Consider the following 18,022-nt stretch of genomic DNA (forward strand, 5'->3'; position numbering starts at 1 on the left):
TATGTCGCGCGCACAACGTTTACTCGATCTGATGCAGCTGTTGCGTAGCCACCGTTATCCTGTAGCGGGCCATGCGCTGGCGCAGACGCTGGGCATCAGCATGCGCACGCTGTACCGCGATATCGCCACGCTGCAGCAGCAGGGGGCGGAGATCGCCGGCGAGGCGGGCGTCGGTTATGTGCTGCGCCCCGGCTTCATGCTACCGCCGCTGATGTTCTCGCAGGCGGAGACAGAAGCACTGGTGCTGGGGATGCGCTGGGTCAGCCGCCACGGCGACAGTCAGCTGGCGAGTGCGGCGGGCCAGGCGCTGGCCAAGATCGCCGACGTGCTGCCGCCGGCACTGCGGGAGGAGCTTGAGGCCAACACGCTGTTGATAGCGCCGGTTCAGGCGCCGCCGGTGGCGGATGAGCTGCGGGTGCTGATCCGTGACACCATCCGCCGCGAGCGCAAGCTGCATATCGACTATCTTGACCTGGCGGGGCAGCGCAGCGAACGCCTGCTGTGGCCCTTTGCACTGGGCTTTTTCGACCAGTTCCAGATGTTGGTCGCCTGGTGCGAGCTACGCCAGGCCTTTCGTCATTTTCGCCTCGACCGCATCCAGGCCGCCACGCCGTTGGAACCGCGCTATCCGCGCGGACGGCGGCGGCTGCTGAAAGAGTGGCGCCTCAGCGAGGGCATTGCGGAGCAATAGCGGCACGCTGCTGCCATAAACTGTCAGTCGCGCGCCTTAGTCTGTGCCTATCGGGAACCGGCCGGTTCCCATCATCCAGAGGACAGACCGATGACCCTTCCCAGCATGACCCTGCTTTACGTCGACAATCCGCTGAACAGTGCCGCCTTTTATCAACGTTTACTGGGACAGGCGCCGGTAGAGCTTTCTCCCGGCTTCGCCCTGTTTGTGCTCAACAACGGCTTCAAGCTGGGGATGTGGGCCAAACAGGGGGTAAAACCCGCTGCCACGTTGACCGGCGGCGGCGGTGAGCTGGGCTTCTTGTGCCAGGATCCGCAAGAGGTCGAGGCGCGCTATAACCAGTGGCGCGAACTCGGGCTGCCTATCGAGCAAACGCCGACCGAGATGGAATTCGGTTACACCTTCGTCGCACGGGATCCGGACGGCCATCGCCTGCGAGTATATGCCCTCAACGAGTAGCGTCATCGGCATACAGGTGCAAGCGCGGCACCAGCAGCCGCAGCGGCCGGGCGTCGGGTTTGTAACGGTGTTTCACCGCGTCGACGTCGTAGTTGAGCAGCTCGCCAATCTTTGGCACTGCGGCGCCGCTCTCTACCTGACACAGGGCGATCAGCGGCAGCGGGCAGGGGTGCTGCACCTGCTTTTGCTGCTGCTGATACCACACGCGGGCGATAGGTTGTACTTTGACCGGCCGCTTGATTTTCAGCGTCGCGTGCTGCGGCAGACGGCTGACATCGTCTATTTCGCGGCTGACCAGGGCGGCCCACTGTTCACGGCTGTGCGGCGGCACCGCGCGGCCGGCTTTCAGGCTTTTCTCCAGCTGCGCCAGGATGTCGTCCCGCTTGACGTTTTTGATGATGTGCTTGTTGGCCCAGCCGAAGCGCACCGAGTCGGGGTTGGTCAGGGCGGTGAGGGTGCGGTAGGCGCTGAGGGTAATCAGCCCGTGCAAATGGGTGTGTACGAACTCGAAACGCTGCTCCGGCGCCAGACCGGAATCGACGGTGATAATCTGCTCCAGTTCGCCCTTCAGGCGGTTGATCAGCGCCAGCTGCGCCTGCAGCGTCAGATATTCCGGTTGCTCCACCGCCAGACAGATAACGCCGGGCAGGCGCACGGCGGCCTTGCTGCTGACATTCTCCCGGTTATGGTGGATGAACAGCCGCTGATAATGCTCCAGCGCCAGATCGCGCGCCGCTTGTCCCACATGCTGTTCGACCGCGATATGCGAGATAGCCTGATGTTCCTGGCCTTTTTCAACCTCAGGCAGGCTGAACACCCGCGCTGCCAGCAAGCGCAGCGGGGTGATCTGCTGCTGCAATGCGCCCAGCGCCTGCTCTAGCTCGACAAAGCAGGCATTCATTCGGCCAATCACATCGTATCTGCTCATCGTACGCTCCTATTTTAGTTACAACATACTATAGGAGAGTAGCAGGCTGGGGGCAACATCGGCGATGGGGAAATACTCGGCTTAACTGCCCGCCCGGCTTACCAGGGGGAAATAGGGCGGGTAGCAGGGGGAATTCTCTCGCTCGTCTGCCACACATGCGGGTAAGCGTGATTGTCGAAAATAAACCTGGTCTTCTTATGGTTTTGATTCATGGATGAATTTTTTCCCGCTCGTTTATTTTTTGTTTAGTCCATTTCTCGTTTGCCGTTGTCCAATCGCTGGAACAAACAGAATGGCAGGACGCTATGAGCCCTTGGGGTTATCTTTTCTTCTGTCATTAACGGGTGCTTTAACAGGAGGTTTACTGTGGATATTAAACAGAAAGTCAAAAACATGACGCTGGAAGAGAAGATCGGGCAAAAAATCATGCTGGATTTTCGCTACTGGGATCGGAACGGTAGCAGCAATCAGGATATGACCGTTCCCGATGAAGCCATTGGCAAGCTGATCGCCGATAACCACGTGGGCGGGGTGATCCTGTTCGCCAATAATCTTAAAGACAAGCAGCAGATCAAAACGTTGACGGCCTGGTATGCCGCGATGAAAACGCACGCCGGCATTCGCCTGTTTATCGGCACGGATAATGAGGGCGGTAACGTTTTCCGGCTGCCGCGCGGCGACTATGCCTCATTCCCCGGCAATATGGCGCTGGCGGCGGCGATTGAGGACGGTGCGGATAAACAGCTCGCCGTTGAACAGGGCAAGCTGATGGCCCAGGATATGCGCGCGTTGCATATCAATACCAACTTTGCCCCGGTCGTGGACGTCAACACCAACCCGTTCAACCCGGTGATTAACGTTCGCGCCTTCAGCGATGATAAGAACACAGTGTCCCGCCTGGCCGAGAAAATAGTGGCGGGGATGAAGAAGCAAGGGCTGATCACCGCTTACAAACACTTCCCTGGCCATGGCAGCACCTCCACCGACTCGCATACCGGTTTGCCGCGCGTCGATCGCACGCGGGAAGAGGCTTTCGCCATCGATATCGCCCCTTATAAGCAAGCTATCGATCGCTGCGCGGCGCCGGACATGGTCATGACCGCGCATATTCAGTATCCGGCTCTGGACAACCGCCAGATCGACACCCGCAACGGTGATAAAATCACGGTGCCGGCCACCATGTCGCATGAAATTCAGACACAGATTCTGCGCAATGAGTTGGGGTATGCCGGCGTAACGATTTCAGACGCGCTGGATATGGGCGCGATTGCTGAGCACTTCACCCAACAGGGGGCGGCTGAAAACGTCTTTGCCGCCGGGGTGGATATCGCCCTGATGCCTGTCAGCATCGCTTCGCCGGCCCAGGCTAACCTGCTGCCGGACCTGATTCGTTATCTTGCGGAAAGGGTGAAAACGGGGCATCTCAGCGAGGCTGATATCGATGCCTCGGTCGAGCGCATTTTGCGCCTGAAATTACGCCATGGCCTGATGGGGCATAGCGATAAACCTTGTTCCAACGACGCCGCGTTGTCAGCACACAAGCTGGAAAAGCGCATTGCCGATCGCTCCATTACCGTGGTTATCAACCGTCACAGCCTGCTGCCGTTGAAAGACAAAGCGCTGCGCTATTTTATCCTGACCCCGTGGGGTGAGCAGGCCAAAGGCATCGCTAACGTGATGGCACAGGAAGGCTACCAGAACGTCGTTGCCGCGAAGGAAACGGAACTGAGCGATGCTCAGGTCAGGGCGCATATTGCCGATTGCGACGTGTTCCTGCTCGGCACGCTTTCGACCCGCTTTACGCCTGCTGAACAGGATGGGGTCATTACCTCCGCAACCGGAGCGAGTAATGACAGCAGCCCTTATCTGGGCTGGTTGAAATACGCCGCCGAACAGGGGAAAAAGCGCGTTCACCTCTCACTGCGCGCACCTTACGATATCGTGAACTATGCCGCAGACGTGGAGGCGGCCGTCGCCACCTATTCTTACTACGGGTATGACAGCGGCGTGTGGCGCGGTCCCTCGATGATATCTCTGGCACAGGTGCTGACGGGAAAAATCACACCGCACGGAAAACTGCCGGTCAACACCTGGCATGACTACGATGTGGAGACCAACACGGGCAAGATCGCATTCCCTCGCGGGACCGGGCTGAGCTGGTAATGGGACAAGTACCGGCGTCGTCAGAAAGGGCGACGCCGGCAGCTTGCTCGCGTTGAGAAAGCGGGCGGTTTCTTGCTCTGCACGAAACGACATGGGATAACCGTCACTCACGGAAGGAGAATATTTATGCCGACAGGCGCAACAAAACTAGGCGGATGGCTGTTGATGGCCGCCATGCTGGGCGTGAGCGGATGCGCCAAGCCCCCCGAACCGGAGAAACCTGCACAGCCGACACCGCCGGTTACACCGATGCGGGGCATCTGGCTGGCCACGGTCATTGGCTTGGACTGGCCGCCGGCGGCCTCCCTGAAAGCGGAAACGGCGCAAGAGCGGGTGCGCCTGCAGCAGCAGGGGCTGACGGACGCACTGGACGACATGGTGAAAACCGGGATTAACACGGTGTATTTTCAGGTTAAACCGGACGGAACGGCCCTGTGGCGTTCTGACATCTTGCCTTGGTCTGAGGTCTTGACCGGCACCGTGGGCCAGGATCCGGGTTATGATCCGCTGGCCTTTATGCTGCAAGAAGCGCACCGGCGCGGTATCAAGGTCCACGCCTGGCTGAACCCTTATCGGGTTTCCATGAATACCCGACAGCAAACGATTGATGCACTTAATCAGACGTTGCAGTCCCCACCGGCCAGCGTCTATGCGCTGCATCCTGACTGGATCCGCACGGCCAACGACCGCTTCGTGCTCGATCCTGGCTTACCCGACGTGCGCAACTGGATCACCGGCGTGGTGGCTGAAATAGTCAAAAACTATGATGTCGATGGCATTCAATTTGACGATTATTTCTATTACGAAACGCCGCAATCGCCGCTGGATGATGGGAAGACGTATCGCGCCTACGGCAAAGGGTTTGCAGACAAAGCCGCCTGGCGCAGGGACAACACGCTGCAATTGATAAAACAGGTTTCAGCCACCGTCAAAGCGTTGAAACCCGCGGTTGCGTTTGGCGTCAGCCCGGCGGGCGTATGGCGAAACCAAGCGGACGATCCTGCCGGCTCGGCGACGCGGGCAGGGGCGCCATCGTACGATACGGCCTATGCCGATACGCGCCAGTGGGTAAAACTGGGGCTGCTCGACTATATCGCACCACAGCTGTATTGGCCTTTTGATCGTGAAATTGTCCGCTACGACGTGCTGGCCAACTGGTGGGCCGAGGTGGTGAAAGGCACGCCGGTTCGGCTCTATGCCGGGGTGGCGCTGTATAAAGTGGGCACGCCATCGGCCAGCGAGCCGGCCTGGACCGTCGATGGCGGCGTTCCCGAGCTGAAAAGGCAGTTGGATCTCAACGAGAGCCTGCCGGGGATGGGGGGAACCATCCTGTTCCGGCAACGCTATCTGACCGAGCCGCAAACGGATAAGGCCGTGGAGTACCTGCGCACCCGCTGGAAAACCGGTCAATAATCACAGGCACTGGCAGGACGAGCCGCGGCAAATCGCCGCGGCTTTTTCTTTTCAAAGACGAGCGGCTTCCGGCAGGCGTTTCAGGTAATGCACCACCAGCAGCGCCAGCAACAGCATCAGGCTGATAAACGCCGCTACGCCATTCCAGCCGAAGCTGTGCCAGAACACGCCGCCGAGGGTGCCGGCCACGCTGGAGCCGACGTAATAGCAGAACAGATACAGCGACGACGCCTGGCCTTTGGCGCGGCGCGCACGGCGGCCAATCCAGCTGCTGGCCACCGAGTGGGCGGCGAAGAAACCGGCGGTGAACAGCATCATGCCGATAAAGATCGCCGGCACCTGCGGCAGCGCGGTAATCAGGATCCCGATCAGCATAATCACGATTGACGCCAGCAGCACCGGGCCACGTCCGAAGCGCGAGGTGAGCGCGCCGGCCTTGGGCGAGCTGTAGGAACCGGTGAGGTACACCACCGACAGCAGGCCGACAATCGCCTGGCTCAGGTGGTAAGGATCCGCCAGCAGGCGATAGCCGATATAGTTGAACAGGGTGACGAAGCTGCCCATCAGCAGGAAACCTTCCGCGAACAGCAGCGGCAGGCCCTTATCGTGCCAATGCAGCTTGAAGTTGATCAGCAGGGTGCGCGGGCGCAGCGAGCTGGCGCGAAAATGCCGCGAGGCAGGCAGGATACGCCAGAACATGCAGGCGGCGGCGAGGGCGAACAGGCCGATGACCCCGAGCGATACGCGCCAGGAGAAGAAGTCGGTCAATACCCCGGTCACCAGGCGACCGCTCATGCCGCCGATCGAGTTGCCGCTGATGTACAGCCCCATCGAGAAGGCGACGAAGCTGGGATGGATCTCTTCGCTGAGATAGGTCATGCCGACCGCCGCCACGCCGCTCAGCGACAGGCCGATCAGCGCGCGCATCAGCAAAATGCCGTGCCAACTGGTCATAAAGGCGCAGATCAGCGTGCAGACCGCCGCCAGCAGCAGCGCTACCACCATCACCGATTTACGGCCGATGGCGTCTGACAGCGGCCCGGTGAACATCAGGCCGATCGCCAGCAGGCCGGTAGAGACCGAAAGCGACAGGCTGCTTTCCGCCGGCGATACGCCGAAGTCTTGCGACAGCACCGGCAGGATCGGCTGCACGCAGTAGAGTAGCGCGAAGGTCGCCAGCCCGGCGGAAAACAGCGCCAGCGTTACGCGCATAAACTGCGGCGTGCCGCGTTCGATATAGGGGAGTTTGTTGTTGAGGGTGGAGCGTTTTACTTTTGGCGCAGCGGCCGCGTCATCGTTGGCGGCCAGCGTCGACGGCATCACGGCCGCAGAACGCACAGGGGTTGTCACAGCGTTTCCTTACCGAACTTCGGGGAGATAAACAGACACTTTGCAGATAACAAAATGATAGGGAGTGGCGATTTTTTTGTCTAATATATTAATAATTAAAATTAAGACGTTTTAAATATGAATATCGAGCTGAGACACCTGCGTTACTTTATTGCCGTGGCGGAAGAGCTGCATTTTGGCCGTGCCGCCGAGCGGTTGCGGATCTCCCAGCCACCGCTCAGCCAGCAAATCCAGGCGCTGGAAGAGATGGTCGGCGCGCGGCTGCTGGCGCGCAACAACCGCAACGTCAGTTTGACCCAGGCCGGGGAAATGTTCCTCAAAGAAGCCTACCAGGTGCTCGATCAGGTCGGGCGCGCGGCGGAAAAGGCGGCGCGTCTGGATCGTGGCGAACTGGGGGAAATGACCATCGGCTTTACCTCTTCCGCGCCCTTTATCGGCGTGGTGGCGCGCAGCCTGCGCACCTTTCGTCAGCAGTCCCCGCAGGTGCATATCAAAATGCGCGAAATCAACACCAAACAGCAGATCGAACCGCTGCTGAACGGTGAGCTGGATCTGGGGGTGATGCGCAACACGCGGCTGCCGGAAGCGCTGCACTATCAGCTGTTGCTGCGCGAACCGCTGGTGGCGGTGGTGCCGGAGGGGCATCCGCTGGCGGAAACGCCCGGCGGCGCGCTGCGTTTTCAACACCTGGCGCAGGAGCCGTTCGTGTTCTTCTCGCGCGAAGTGGGCACCGCGCTGTATGACGAAATCCTGCTGCTGCTCAGCAAGGCCGGCATTACTCCCTATATCACCCAGGAAGTGGGGGAAGCGATGACCATCATCGGGCTGGTCTCCGCCGGGTTGGGGGTGTCGATTTTGCCAGCGTCATTCGCCCGAGTGCGGGTGGACGGCGTGCGCTATTTGCCGCTGGCGGAGCCGGACGCCACCACCGAAGTTTGGCTGGTTCATCACCGCCGCCGGCCGCTGACCGCCGCGGCGCAGGCGCTGATGGCGTTGATGCTGAAATGACGTTGAGGTTGGGCAAATAAAAATCAATTCACGCTGAAATTGCGAGGAATTTGTGCAGCAAATCACATAACGAATCAAATAGTTGACGCTGTATGACAAAAGCCCCACCATAACCCCTAGTCTTTATTTAGAAGCGCGAAAAATAGTAGGAGCCGGTTTGTGATTGCGGTTGGGCAGCCTGGGCATATCGATCAAATCAAGCAGACCAATGCGGGGGCGGTTTATCGGCTAATCGATCAGCTGGGCCCGATTTCGCGTATCGAACTGTCAAAACGCGCACAGCTGGCGCCCGCCAGCATCACCAAGATCGTGCGCGAACTGCTGGAAGCCCATCTGGTCAAGGAAACCGAGTACCAGGAAATCGGCAGCCGGGGCCGCCCGGCGGTGGGGCTGGTGCTGGACACCGAGGCTTGGCATTACCTTTCCGCCCGTATCAGCCGCGGCAGCATCACGCTGGCGCTGCGCGATCTCAGCAGCAAACTGGTGGTGGAAGAGTTGCTGCCGCTGGCGGCCGAACACCCTGAACCGCTGCTGAAACGCATCCTGACCGAAGTCGACCAATTCTTTATCCGCCACCAAAGCAAGCTGGAGCGGCTGACGGCGATCGCCATCACGCTGCCGGGCATGATCGACGTGCAGTCCGGCGTGGTGCACCGCATGCCGTTTTACGACGTGCTGGAGATGCCGCTCGGCCCGGCGCTGGAAACCCGCACCGGCCTGCCGGTTTACCTGCAGCATGACATCAGCGCCTGGACCATGGCCGAGGCGCTGTATGGCGCCTCGCGCGGCAGCCAGAACGTGATTCAGGTGGTGATCGACCACAACGTCGGCGCCGGGGTGATCACCGGCGGCCACGTGCTGCATGCCGGCAGCCACAGCGTGGTGGAGATCGGCCACACCCAGGTCGATCCGTACGGCAAACGCTGCTATTGCGGCAACCACGGCTGCCTTGAAACCGTAGCCAGCATCGAGAACATCCTGGAGATCGCCCAGCAGCGGCTGAGCGGTTCGATGAGCTCCAGCCTGCACGGCGCGCCGCTGACCGTTGAATCGTTGTGCGACGCCGCGCTGGCGGGCGATCAGCTGGCGCGGGACATCATTCTCGGCGTCGGCCACAGCGTGGGGCGCATTCTGGCGATCATGGTCAACCTGTTCAATCCGGAGAAGATCCTGGTGGGCTCGCCGCTCAACCGCGCGGCGGAGATCCTGCACCCGGCCATCGCGTCCTGCATTCGCCAGCAGGCGCTGCCGGCCTACAGCGAGCAGGTCAAGGTCGAATCCACGCAGTTCTTCAATAAGGGCACCATGCCCGGCGCCGCGCTGGTGAAAGAGGCGCTGTACAACGGTTCGCTGCTGGTGCAATTGCTGCAAGGCTAACATCAGAACTTCTTATTAATCCCGCAAAAGATTGAGCTACCTCAAGCCCCTACGTGGCAGCATCCCCTAGAATTTTTCCGAAAGACTTCTTCGCCGCCGATGCGGCGACACATTGTTAACGGGGCATTCTGGGGCATTTTATTCATGTTGAAGCGTTTATTTGTGACAGGCACGGATACCGACGTCGGTAAAACCGTGGTTTCCCGCGGGTTGATGCAGGCGCTGGCCGCCGAAGGCCGTTCAGTGGCCGGCTACAAGCCGATCGCCGCGCGCTGCCAGGAAACCAGCGAGGGCATCCGCAATAAAGACGCTTTGGTGTTGCAGGCATCTTCAACCTTGCCGCTGCCCTACGAGGAGATCAACCCCATCACTTGTCTGGATGAGGTGTTTCACGCGCATGCGACCGAGGATATCAACTATGGCCTGATGAGCAGCGGCCTGCGGGATCTGTCCGCCAAAGCTGATACGGTGGTGGTGGAGGGCAGCGGCGGCTGGCGCGTGCTGATGAACGATCTGCGGCCGTACGCCGAATGGGTGGTGCAGGAGCAACTGCCGGTGGTGCTGGTGGTGGGCATCAAGCTGGGCTGCGTCAGCCACGCGCTGCTGACCGCGCAGTCGATCATCAACGACGGCCTGCCGCTGCTGGGCTGGGTGGCCAACCGCATCAATCCGGGGTTGGCGCACTACGCCGAAACCATCACGGCGCTGCAGCAGCGCATTTCCGCGCCGCTGCTGGGTGAAATTCCGTATCTGCCGCGCGCGGAGCAGCGCGAACTGGCGCACTACCTCGATATTTCCACGTTGCTGTAGCCCATTCAGGCACAGAACGTCGCCAACAATCGGGCGGCGATCAGCAGGCCCAGCCCATACACCGTGTGGGTGAGCAGGCTGAGGAGCCGCGCTCTGCGCGGATTGGCGGTTTTCGCCGCCGCCACGCCAAAGCCCAGCGCGGGCTGCATCACCAGAAACGGCGCCGCCAGGCTCAGCCAGCCGCTCAACAGCGCGATGCGCGGTTCCGGCGCCGCATACCACTCGATGCCCGCCAAACCGAGCGGGATAAAGGCGAACGCCAAGCCGATGGCGTAGTGCAGTATCCAGCCGATTTTTCTCTCACCCCGGCGCGGCGGCGCCGTGACGATGGTGGCGTGAAACCAGCGGCCGTCGAACATGCCGAGAAACCAGCGGCCCACCAGCGCGTAATCGAGGGAAGGGATGCCAAAGCGCCGCTTCAGCAGCAACGCCCACAAATCCATGCAGAGGGTGGCGCCGGCGCCGGTTAACAGGATGCGCACTAACATATCGGGGGTCATACGGGTGTCCTTAACTCAGTGACGTGATAATGTGCGCACAGTGTGCAACTTAAAGTCGGCTTCAAGTCAATGGCAAAAGAACTGGATATCGGCGCGGTGGCGCGCCTGAGCGGAGTCGCGCCTTCTGCGCTGCGGCATTACGAGAAAAAGGGGCTGATCGCGTCGATAGGTCGCCACGGTTTGCGCCGTCAATACGCCGCCGGGGTGCTCGATCAACTGCGGCTGATTGCGCTCGCGCGCCTGGCCGGCTTTACGTTGGATGAGATGAGTGCCTTGTTTGACGAACGGGGCCAAATCGCGATCGATCGCGGGCTGCTGGCGGCGCGGGCGGATGAGCTGGATCGCCATATCCAGCGCCTGATGCAGGTGCGCGACGGGCTGCGGCACATGGTCGATTGTCCTGAACCCGAGCACCTTCAGTGCCCGCAGTTCAGGAAAATATTGCAGCAGGGTGAGTTCTAAGCCTCGCGTTTGGGCGGCGGCGCCGTGTGGTACACCGACACCGGTCGCAGGCCGCGCGACACGGTGGTGGCGATCACGCAGGCGAGCAGAATGCCGGGCAGCAGCGCGTATTCGCCGGTCATTTCAAACACCATCAGCGCCGCCATGATCGGCGCATGGGTGGTAGCGGCCAGCAGGGTAGCCATGCCGGTCAGTGCCAGCAGCAGCGGCACCGCCGCATCCATGCCCGGCCACAGGCCAAACAGCTGACCGATGATCGAGCCGAGCGCGGCGCCGACGAACAGCGTCGGGGTGAAGACCCCGCCGGGTGCTCCCGACCCGCTGCTGGCAAGGATTGCCAACAGTTTACATACCAGGATCGCCCCCAGCAGCAACACCCCCGGTGGCGCAATCAGCAGCGCCTGTACCACGCTGTAACCGTTGCCCCACACCTGTGGGAACAGCAGCGAAAGCAGCCCGACGATCAGGCCGCCCAACGCCAGCTGCAACGGCGGCTTCAAACGCAGCGATCGGAACGCGCGGCCGGTGGCGGTCATCAGCCATAAAAACAGCGGCCCGCCGGCGCCGGCCACCACGCCGACCAGCGCCATCAGCAGGTATTGTGTCGGCAGAGGGGCGGATAGCGGCGTCACCAGGTAGAGCGGCGCCTGGCCGCCGTTGAGCAGGTTGGTCATCAGCAGGGCGCTCACTGCGGCGATCACCACCGGGCCGAGCGAGGCCAGCATCAGGGTGCCGAACAGGATCTCGGCGATAAACAGGCTGCCCGCCAGCGGCGCATGATAGGCGCTGGCCATCCCGGCGGCGGCAGCGCAGGCCACCCACAGTTTCCATTCTTTCTCGTGCGTAAAGCGCTGGGCAAACAACGAGCCCACCAGCGCCGCCAGCAGGATCATCGCGCCTTCGCGGCCGATGGCGCTGCCGCTCGACACCACCAGCAGCGACGCCAGACACTTCACCAGACTGGCGCCGGTATCCAGCTTGCCGTTGCCGGTCTCAATCGCTTCCATATAGTCGGTGGGCGCAGCCGGACGCTGGTGGCGGTAGCGCTGGTGAATATACAGCAGCAGGCCCGCCGCCAGACCGCCCAGCGCGGGCGTCAGCGCGCGTCGCCAGCCGGGCAGCGCGGCGGCGGCGGCCACCAGGCTGCCGTCGGCATTGCCGAGCAGCAGCCACTCAAGGCCAATCATCGAACGGTGGAACAGCCACACCGCCAGGGCGGCGGCGACGCCGATAAACACGGCGATAAGCAGGCTGCGCAGCAGGGCGCGATAGTGGTGCAGGTGGACCAATCTTTTCATGCGTGGGCGGCGTCGTGAGAAAAATCAAAGGGTCATCAGCGCATTGTGCTTGGCGCTCCGGCCGATGACCAGTGAATCTTTAGCAAACTGCGGCATAGGCGGGGCGGCGAGCGCCCCGGCGGGGGTTATTGCGGCGTCAACACCCGGCGCGTGCGGCCGGAGCTGAGGTAGTCGGCGATATAATCCTGCGAGATTTCGCCGCTGTAGCGGCCGTCTTCATCGACGATCGGCATCCAGGAGGTGTTGTGCTCGTACAGTTTCGACAGCACCACGCGCAGGTTCTCCTCCGCACGGGCGGTGACGCGGAAACGGTGCAGGCTGTCGGCGCAGACCCCGGGCGCGCCGCGCGCCTCACGGCGTTTGACGTAGCCCAACGGTTTGCCGTCGGCATCCACCACCGTCACCGAGCGGGCGTCGATATCGTCCATCAGACCGAACGCCTCCACTAGCGGCGTCTCCCGGCGCACCGTCACCGTTTCCTGTTGATCGGCCACGTCGCCGGCCTGCACCAACAGCAGGCGCTTCAGCGTGCGATCCTGGCCGACAAAGGACGCGACGAAGTCGTTCGCCGGGCGCGCCAGCAGCTCATCGGCGCTGGCGTTCTGCACGATTTTGCCCTGGCGGAACACCGCGATGCGATCGCCGAGCTTCAGCGCTTCGTCGATGTCGTGGCTGACCAGCATCACGGTCTTTTTCAGCTGGCGCTGCATGTCGAGAAACTCGTTCTGGATGGTTTCGCGGTTGATCGGGTCTACCGCGCCGAAGGGCTCATCCATCAGCAGCACCGGCGGATCGGCGGCCAGCGCGCGGATCACGCCGATGCGCTGTTGCTGCCCGCCGGACATCTCTTTCGGGTAGCGGTGCAAAAAGCGCTTGGGATCCAGCGCCACCATGCTCATCAGCTCCTCGGCGCGATCGTGGCAGCGTTTTTTGTCCCAACCCAGCATGCGCGGCACTACGGTGATGTTCTCCTCGATGGTCATGTTGGGGAACAGACCGATCTGCTGGATGACGTAGCCGATTTTGCGGCGCAGGCTGACGGTATCCAGCGCGCTGGTGTCCTCGCCGTTGATCAGAATGGTGCCGCCGGTGGGTTCGATCAGGCGGTTGATCATCTTCAGCGTGGTGGTTTTGCCGCAGCCGGAAGGGCCGAGCAGCACGCAGATTTCACCTTCCGGCACGTCCAGATTGATGTTGTCGACGGCGTTGAACGGTGTGCCGTTCTTCTGCATGAACTGTTTGGTCAGATTTTCCAATTTAATCATGAGCGGATCCCCTTGGGCGTTAGCGCAATTTGCAAGCGGTGCAATAACCAATCGAGGACGATCGCCAGCAGGCTGATCATCACGGCGCCGGTAATCAACTGGCGGATGTCGCTGCTGCTGATGCCGTTGAGCAGCAGCAGGCCAAGGCCGCCGGCGCCGATCACTGCGGCTATCGCCATCACGCCGATATTCATCACCACGGCGGTGCGAATGCCGCCGAAAATCACCGGCAGTGCCACCGGGATCTCTACCCAGCGCAGGCGTTGCCAGAACGTCATGCCGATGCCGCGGCCGGCTTCGCGCAGCCCGCCGGGCAGGTTGTCGAGCGCGGTGTGGGTATTGCGCACGATCGGCAGCAGCGAGTAGAGGAACACCGCGGTGATCGCCGGTATGTAGCCAATGCCGTGGCCGATTAAGGAAAACAGCGGGATCATCAGCCCGAACAGGGCGATGGAGGGCACGGTGAGCACCAGCGTGGCTAGGCTCAGCACCGGCGTCGCCAGCCATTTGTGGCGGACGATCAGCACGCCGAGCGGCACGCCGATCAGTATCGCCAGGCCGACGGCGACGCCGACCAGCAGCAGGTGCTCCAGCGTCAAGCCGGCGATATAGGCCCAGTTTTGCCAGGCGTAAAGTACAGTATTCATCACATGCCTCCCTAAATCAGGCCGCGCTGCTTGAGGAACGCATCGGCGACCTGTTGCGGCGTCTGGTAGTCGATATCCACCTTAGCGTTCAGCTCGGTGATCACCTGATTGTTGAACTGTTTCGACAGCGTGTTCAGCGCCGCTTCCAGCCCCGGCGTGTTTTGCAACACCTCGGCGCGCACCACCGGCGTGACCGCATAGCTCGGGAAATAGCCCTTGTCGTCTTCGAGCACCTGCAGATCGAAGCCTTTCACCCGGCCGTCGGTGGTGTACACCAGCCCGGCATCGACGAAGCCGTCGCGGATGGCGTTGTAGACCAGGCCGGGGTCCATTTGGCGGATTTGCGGGCGGTCCAGCGGCATGTCGTACAGCGCCTGCATCGGCTTCAGGCCGTCCGAGCGGCCGGCAAACTCCAGGTCCAGCCCCAGCAGCCAGTTGTGTTTCGGGTCGGTTTTACGCACCTGTTCCACTTTGGCCACCAGCTGCGACATCGTGCGAATCTGCTCTTTTTCCGCGCGCTGGCGCTGCATGGCGAAGGCGTAAGTGTTGTTCATGTCCGCCGGCTGCAGCCACACCAGGCCTAGCTTGGCGTCGAGTTTTTTCACCGTGTCGTAAGTTTCCTGCGGCGTCATGCGCTTATTGATGTGGTTAAAGATGATCAGCGAGGTGCCGGTGTATTCCCAGGTCATGTCGATCTGTTTGTTGATCATCGCGTTGCGGGTGATCACCGTGGCCAGATTGGTCTTGGGTTCGACCTGAAAACCTTTGGCCCGCAGGTATTGCACGGTGATTGCCGACAGAATGCGCTGTTCGGTAAAGTTCTTGCTCGCCAGCGTCAGTGGGGCGGCCCAGGCGGCCGCGCCGGTCATCAGCAAGGAGAGCAGCAGAGCGTGGCGGAGTCGTTGTAACCATCGAGTCATCGCGTTTCTCCCGTCAAGATGCGGTATGAGGGCTGAGCCGGCGGCCGAGACCGGCCAGCGCCAGATCGAGCAACAGGGCGATCAGCGCGGTGGCGGCGGCGCCGAGGATCAGCGTCGGGAAGTCGTTCAGGTAGATGCCGGGGAAGATCAGCTCGCCGTAGCTGCTGGCACCGATTAAAAACGCCAGCGGCGCGGTGCCGACGTTAATCGCCATCGCGATGCGCACCCCGGCGAAGATCACCGGTAGCGCGTTAGGGAGTTCAACCTGCCGCAGTCGCTGCCCGGCGGTCATGCCAATACCGTTGGCGGCCTCGACCAGCGCCGGTGGCACCGAACGCAGGCCGGCATAGGTATTGCGCACGATGGGCAGCAGCGAGGCGAGGAACAGTGCCACCACCGCCGGCCGATCGCCGATGCCGATGATTACCATCGCCAGCGCCAGCACCGCCAGCGGCGGCAGGGTGTTGCCGACGTTGAAGATCTGCATCACGTGTTCCGCCCAGCGGCGGGCAAAGGGGCGGCTCAGCAGGATGCCGCTGGGAATGCCGACCAGCAGCGACAGCAGCATGGAGCAGGCCACCAGGAACATGTGTTGCTGGCCGAGATAGATCAAATCTTCCCGGCGCGACTTGAGGGTGTCCCAACCGATGCCGTAAACCAGCAGCGCGATGACGGCGATAAACAGCAGGCTCCCGAGGAGCAGGCGCCGGTATGGCGCTGACTTGTGCATGATGTTGCGTCCTCCGTTGCGCGGAGCGGCCGACGAGACGGCGCATTCCGCTCTGATTGTTACCCACGGCCCGGCGGGCGTGGCGGTACAAAACGGGCGTTTCGCATGAGGTTAGCGACATTGAGCGAAGGGTGCGTTCGGCACAGCGTGCTGAACGTAGGCTCAATACGTGAGTTAATCAGCATAAGATACTGATATTTAAACCCAAGAAAGCACGAAGCCCAAAGGCGTCGGCTAGGGAAGGTATAGCACCCTGTCGTTGGTCGTGCCAAGTTTTATGAACAAAATCAGGTGATTGAGTTTACGCCGATCTGCGCCTCAGCCCGCGTCAGCGCTGGGATGCATGGAAAGTGAAAAAAATCCGCCGCATAACGTTACGCCGTAACAATGAGTCGCAAATGGTGCGATTCGCCGCCGGCAAAGACAGGATGTGAGGGCGGATAGACTCGGCGCAGGCGCTTGCTGATATACTCAGAGAAAATAAAAACGCCAGGAAAGCTGCATAACGCCATGACAAATAACGTTTCACCCGCACCCATCGCCCACCGGCCGCTGATTCTGATCGCCTGTATGCTGGCGATGTTCATGTCGGCAATCGAAGCCACCATCGTCGCCACCGCCATGCCCACCATTATCGGCGATCTCGGCGGCTTCTCGCTGCTGGGGTGGGTATTCGCGGTCTATTTGCTGGCGCAGGCGATCACCATCCCCATCTACGGGCGGCTGGCGGATCTCTACGGCCGCAAGCGGGTGTTCTTCTTCGGCGCCACGCTGTTCCTGCTGGGATCGGTGCTGTGCGGCTTCGCCCCCGACATGTATTGGCTGATCGGCTTTCGTCTGCTGCAGGGGTTGGGCGCCGGCGCCATCATGCCGATCGCGTCCACCATCATCGGCGACATCTACAGCGCCACCGAGCGGCCGAAGGTGATGGGCTACCTGTCGAGCGTATGGGGCGTGTCGGCGATCATCGGCCCGCTGTTGGGGGCGTTTATCGTCCAGCATCTGCCGTGGGCGCTGGTGTTCTGGGTTAACCTGCCGATCGGCCTGCTGGCGATGTTCTTCCTCTGGCGCTATCTGCCGGCGCATCAGCAGCTGCGGCGGCACGCGCTGGATCTGGCGGGCACCGCCTGGCTGACGCTGTTCGTTTCGGCGCTGCTGCTGGCGCTGTTGCAGATGGAAAGTCTGGGATGGTGGGTGGCGCCGTTGCTGGCGCTGCTTGTCCGCCAGGAGCGGCGCGCGGTCGAACCGCTGTTCCCGCTGGCGCTGTGGCAAAGCCGGGTGATTGTCGCCGGTAACATCGGCGGGCTGGTGATCGGCGCGGCGATGATGGGCATCAGCGCCTTCCTGCCCACCTTCATTCAGGGCGTGATGGGCGGCTCGCCGCTGGAGGCGGGCACCACGCTGGCGCTGATGTCGATCGGTTGGCCGCTGGCCAGCACGCTGAGCGGCCGTTTGATGCTGATGACCTCGTATCGCGCCACGGCGCTGCTGGGGGCGCTGCTGTTGGTGGCGGGCGGCCTGATCCTGCTGATGCTGCAGCCGAACGGCGGCCTGCTGTGGGGCCGGGTGGCGGCGTTTATGGTCGGTGCCGGCATGGGGCTGTGCAACACCACATTTTTAGTGTCGGTGCAGAACGCGGCCCATTACAGCATTCGCGGCATCGCCACCGCCTGTACCGTGTTTACCCGCATGGTGGGGTCGGCCATCGGCACCGCGATTCTGGGCGCCACGCTGAACCTCAACCTGCAATGGCGTCTGCCGGAAATCGACGATCCGGTGCAGCGTCTGATGGAACCGGCGGTGCGGCAGAGCATGGGGAGCGAGGCGTTGGCGCAGTTGACCCAGCAGGTGGCGGCTTCGCTGCATTGGGTATTTCTGGTGTCGGCGTTGGTGTCCTTGCTGGCGCTGGCGGCAGCCATGCTGATCCCGGCGCGTTGTCGGCCGCAGGGCGAAGAAGAAGAGGCGGAGCAGGCGTAAGGGAGAAGGAAAGGGCGCTGCTGC

17 protein-coding genes are annotated in these 18,022 nt (G+C 61.7%); 9 read left to right on the top strand and 8 right to left on the bottom strand.

The features are described from left to right. The first annotated feature begins 1 nt into the window (after position 1). Both FOT55_RS16720 and FOT55_RS16725 read left to right on the top strand, forming a co-directional pair. Positions 2–691: a helix-turn-helix transcriptional regulator gene (locus FOT55_RS16720; protein ID WP_025302706.1), complete on the top strand. Its 690-nt coding sequence runs from the start codon at positions 2–4 to the stop codon at positions 689–691. A gap of 90 nt (positions 692–781) precedes the next feature. Next, positions 782–1,150, top strand: coding sequence for a VOC family protein (locus tag FOT55_RS16725; protein ID WP_147823745.1), 369 nt, complete (start codon positions 782–784; stop codon positions 1,148–1,150). Here the strand turns inward: FOT55_RS16725 and tus are convergent. Continuing rightward, on the bottom strand, positions 1,140–2,078 hold the full coding sequence (tus, locus tag FOT55_RS16730; RefSeq protein WP_049295509.1) for a DNA replication terminus site-binding protein: 939 nt from the start codon (positions 2,076–2,078) through the stop codon (positions 1,140–1,142). The genes FOT55_RS16725 and tus overlap by 11 nt on opposite strands. A gap of 366 nt (positions 2,079–2,444) precedes the next feature. On the opposite strand from tus, the gene FOT55_RS16735 reads away from it, so the two are divergent. Both FOT55_RS16735 and FOT55_RS16740 read left to right on the top strand, forming a co-directional pair. Continuing rightward, positions 2,445–4,241 carry a glycoside hydrolase family 3 protein gene (locus FOT55_RS16735; protein ID WP_147823746.1) on the top strand — a complete coding sequence of 599 codons (1,797 nt, stop codon included), beginning with the start codon at positions 2,445–2,447 and terminating at the stop codon, positions 4,239–4,241. Between the two features lie 126 nt (positions 4,242–4,367). Next, the gene (locus tag FOT55_RS16740) at positions 4,368–5,654 is read left to right on the top strand and encodes a glycoside hydrolase family 10 protein (protein WP_187181957.1); all 1,287 of its coding nucleotides are present in this window, start codon (positions 4,368–4,370) and stop codon (positions 5,652–5,654) included. 51 nt (positions 5,655–5,705) lie between these two features. On the opposite strand, the gene FOT55_RS16745 is transcribed toward FOT55_RS16740, so the two are convergent. After that, on the bottom strand, positions 5,706–6,974 hold the full coding sequence (locus tag FOT55_RS16745; protein ID WP_031300458.1) for an MFS transporter: 1,269 nt from the start codon (positions 6,972–6,974) through the stop codon (positions 5,706–5,708). Between the two features lie 147 nt (positions 6,975–7,121). Here FOT55_RS16745 and FOT55_RS16750 point away from each other — a divergent pair, with 147 nt between their 5' ends. From FOT55_RS16750 to bioD, 3 genes are all read left to right on the top strand, one after another. Continuing rightward, positions 7,122–8,012 (top strand): LysR substrate-binding domain-containing protein, encoded by an 891-nt coding sequence (locus FOT55_RS16750; protein WP_025302712.1) that lies wholly within the window; start codon positions 7,122–7,124, stop codon positions 8,010–8,012. A gap of 159 nt (positions 8,013–8,171) precedes the next feature. Continuing rightward, positions 8,172–9,389 (top strand): sugar metabolism global transcriptional regulator Mlc, encoded by a 1,218-nt coding sequence (mlc, locus tag FOT55_RS16755; protein WP_025302713.1) that lies wholly within the window; start codon positions 8,172–8,174, stop codon positions 9,387–9,389. Positions 9,390–9,533: 144 nt separating this feature from the next. After that, positions 9,534–10,199 carry a dethiobiotin synthase gene (gene bioD, locus FOT55_RS16760; RefSeq protein ID WP_147823747.1) on the top strand — a complete coding sequence of 222 codons (666 nt, stop codon included), beginning with the start codon at positions 9,534–9,536 and terminating at the stop codon, positions 10,197–10,199. Positions 10,200–10,204: 5 nt separating this feature from the next. Here the strand turns inward: bioD and FOT55_RS16765 are convergent, their stop codons facing one another. Next, positions 10,205–10,699 carry a DUF2938 family protein gene (locus FOT55_RS16765; protein WP_141997966.1) on the bottom strand — a complete coding sequence of 165 codons (495 nt, stop codon included), beginning with the start codon at positions 10,697–10,699 and terminating at the stop codon, positions 10,205–10,207. Between the two features lie 69 nt (positions 10,700–10,768). On the opposite strand from FOT55_RS16765, the gene FOT55_RS16770 reads away from it, so the two are divergent. After that, positions 10,769–11,161 carry a helix-turn-helix domain-containing protein gene (locus FOT55_RS16770; RefSeq protein WP_043143268.1) on the top strand — a complete coding sequence of 131 codons (393 nt, stop codon included), beginning with the start codon at positions 10,769–10,771 and terminating at the stop codon, positions 11,159–11,161. On the opposite strand, the gene clcB is transcribed toward FOT55_RS16770, so the two are convergent. The 5 genes from clcB to FOT55_RS16795 form a co-directional block, all read right to left on the bottom strand. Continuing rightward, a complete protein-coding gene (gene clcB / locus FOT55_RS16775; RefSeq protein WP_025302717.1) occupies positions 11,158–12,459 on the bottom strand; it encodes a voltage-gated ClC-type chloride channel ClcB in 1,302 nt (433 codons plus the stop codon). The two genes, FOT55_RS16770 and clcB, sit on opposite strands and share 4 nt — an antisense overlap. 125 nt (positions 12,460–12,584) lie before the next feature. Then, entirely contained in the window at positions 12,585–13,724 is a 1,140-nt protein-coding gene (gene osmV, locus FOT55_RS16780) for an osmoprotectant ABC transporter ATP-binding protein OsmV (protein WP_016927861.1), read from the bottom strand. Beyond that, complete coding sequence (osmW, locus tag FOT55_RS16785) at positions 13,721–14,371, bottom strand: osmoprotectant ABC transporter permease OsmW (protein ID WP_147823748.1); 651 nt, start codon at positions 14,369–14,371, stop codon at positions 13,721–13,723. The genes osmV and osmW overlap by 4 nt, the downstream gene beginning before the upstream one ends. Before the next feature lie 11 nt (positions 14,372–14,382). Beyond that, on the bottom strand, positions 14,383–15,240 hold the full coding sequence (locus FOT55_RS16790) for a glycine betaine ABC transporter substrate-binding protein (RefSeq protein ID WP_187181970.1): 858 nt from the start codon (positions 15,238–15,240) through the stop codon (positions 14,383–14,385). A 64-nt stretch (positions 15,241–15,304) separates the two neighbouring features. Further along, positions 15,305–16,021 (bottom strand): ABC transporter permease, encoded by a 717-nt coding sequence (locus FOT55_RS16795; protein WP_043143261.1) that lies wholly within the window; start codon positions 16,019–16,021, stop codon positions 15,305–15,307. Positions 16,022–16,531: 510 nt separating this feature from the next. Between FOT55_RS16795 and FOT55_RS16800 the strand changes: the two genes are divergently transcribed. Continuing rightward, positions 16,532–17,998 (top strand): MDR family MFS transporter, encoded by a 1,467-nt coding sequence (locus FOT55_RS16800; protein WP_147823750.1) that lies wholly within the window; start codon positions 16,532–16,534, stop codon positions 17,996–17,998. Positions 17,999–18,022: the final 24 nt, after the last annotated feature.

Origin of the sequence: Serratia bockelmannii, assembly GCF_008011855.1 — a bacterium.
Lineage (GTDB): Bacteria > Pseudomonadota > Gammaproteobacteria > Enterobacterales > Enterobacteriaceae > Serratia > Serratia bockelmannii.

What these genes read in the sequence shown, in the direction of transcription:
- FOT55_RS16720 (WP_025302706.1), top strand. Translation starts at nt 2, where the DNA reads ATGTCGCGCGCACAACGTTTACTCGATCTGATGCAGCTGTTGCGTAGC.
- FOT55_RS16725 (WP_147823745.1), top strand. Translation starts at nt 782, where the DNA reads ATGACCCTTCCCAGCATGACCCTGCTTTACGTCGACAATCCGCTGAAC.
- tus (WP_049295509.1), bottom strand. Translation starts at nt 2,078, where the DNA reads ATGAGCAGATACGATGTGATTGGCCGAATGAATGCCTGCTTTGTCGAG.
- FOT55_RS16740 (WP_187181957.1), top strand. Translation starts at nt 4,368, where the DNA reads ATGCCGACAGGCGCAACAAAACTAGGCGGATGGCTGTTGATGGCCGCC.
- FOT55_RS16745 (WP_031300458.1), bottom strand. Translation starts at nt 6,974, where the DNA reads ATGCCGTCGACGCTGGCCGCCAACGATGACGCGGCCGCTGCGCCAAAA.
- FOT55_RS16750 (WP_025302712.1), top strand. Translation starts at nt 7,122, where the DNA reads ATGAATATCGAGCTGAGACACCTGCGTTACTTTATTGCCGTGGCGGAA.
- bioD (WP_147823747.1), top strand. Translation starts at nt 9,534, where the DNA reads ATGTTGAAGCGTTTATTTGTGACAGGCACGGATACCGACGTCGGTAAA.
- FOT55_RS16765 (WP_141997966.1), bottom strand. Translation starts at nt 10,699, where the DNA reads ATGACCCCCGATATGTTAGTGCGCATCCTGTTAACCGGCGCCGGCGCC.
- FOT55_RS16770 (WP_043143268.1), top strand. Translation starts at nt 10,769, where the DNA reads ATGGCAAAAGAACTGGATATCGGCGCGGTGGCGCGCCTGAGCGGAGTC.
- clcB (WP_025302717.1), bottom strand. Translation starts at nt 12,459, where the DNA reads ATGAAAAGATTGGTCCACCTGCACCACTATCGCGCCCTGCTGCGCAGC.
- osmV (WP_016927861.1), bottom strand. Translation starts at nt 13,724, where the DNA reads ATGATTAAATTGGAAAATCTGACCAAACAGTTCATGCAGAAGAACGGC.
- osmW (WP_147823748.1), bottom strand. Translation starts at nt 14,371, where the DNA reads ATGAATACTGTACTTTACGCCTGGCAAAACTGGGCCTATATCGCCGGC.
- FOT55_RS16790 (WP_187181970.1), bottom strand. Translation starts at nt 15,240, where the DNA reads ATGACCGGCGCGGCCGCCTGGGCCGCCCCACTGACGCTGGCGAGCAAG.
- FOT55_RS16795 (WP_043143261.1), bottom strand. Translation starts at nt 16,021, where the DNA reads ATGCACAAGTCAGCGCCATACCGGCGCCTGCTCCTCGGGAGCCTGCTG.
- FOT55_RS16800 (WP_147823750.1), top strand. Translation starts at nt 16,532, where the DNA reads ATGACAAATAACGTTTCACCCGCACCCATCGCCCACCGGCCGCTGATT.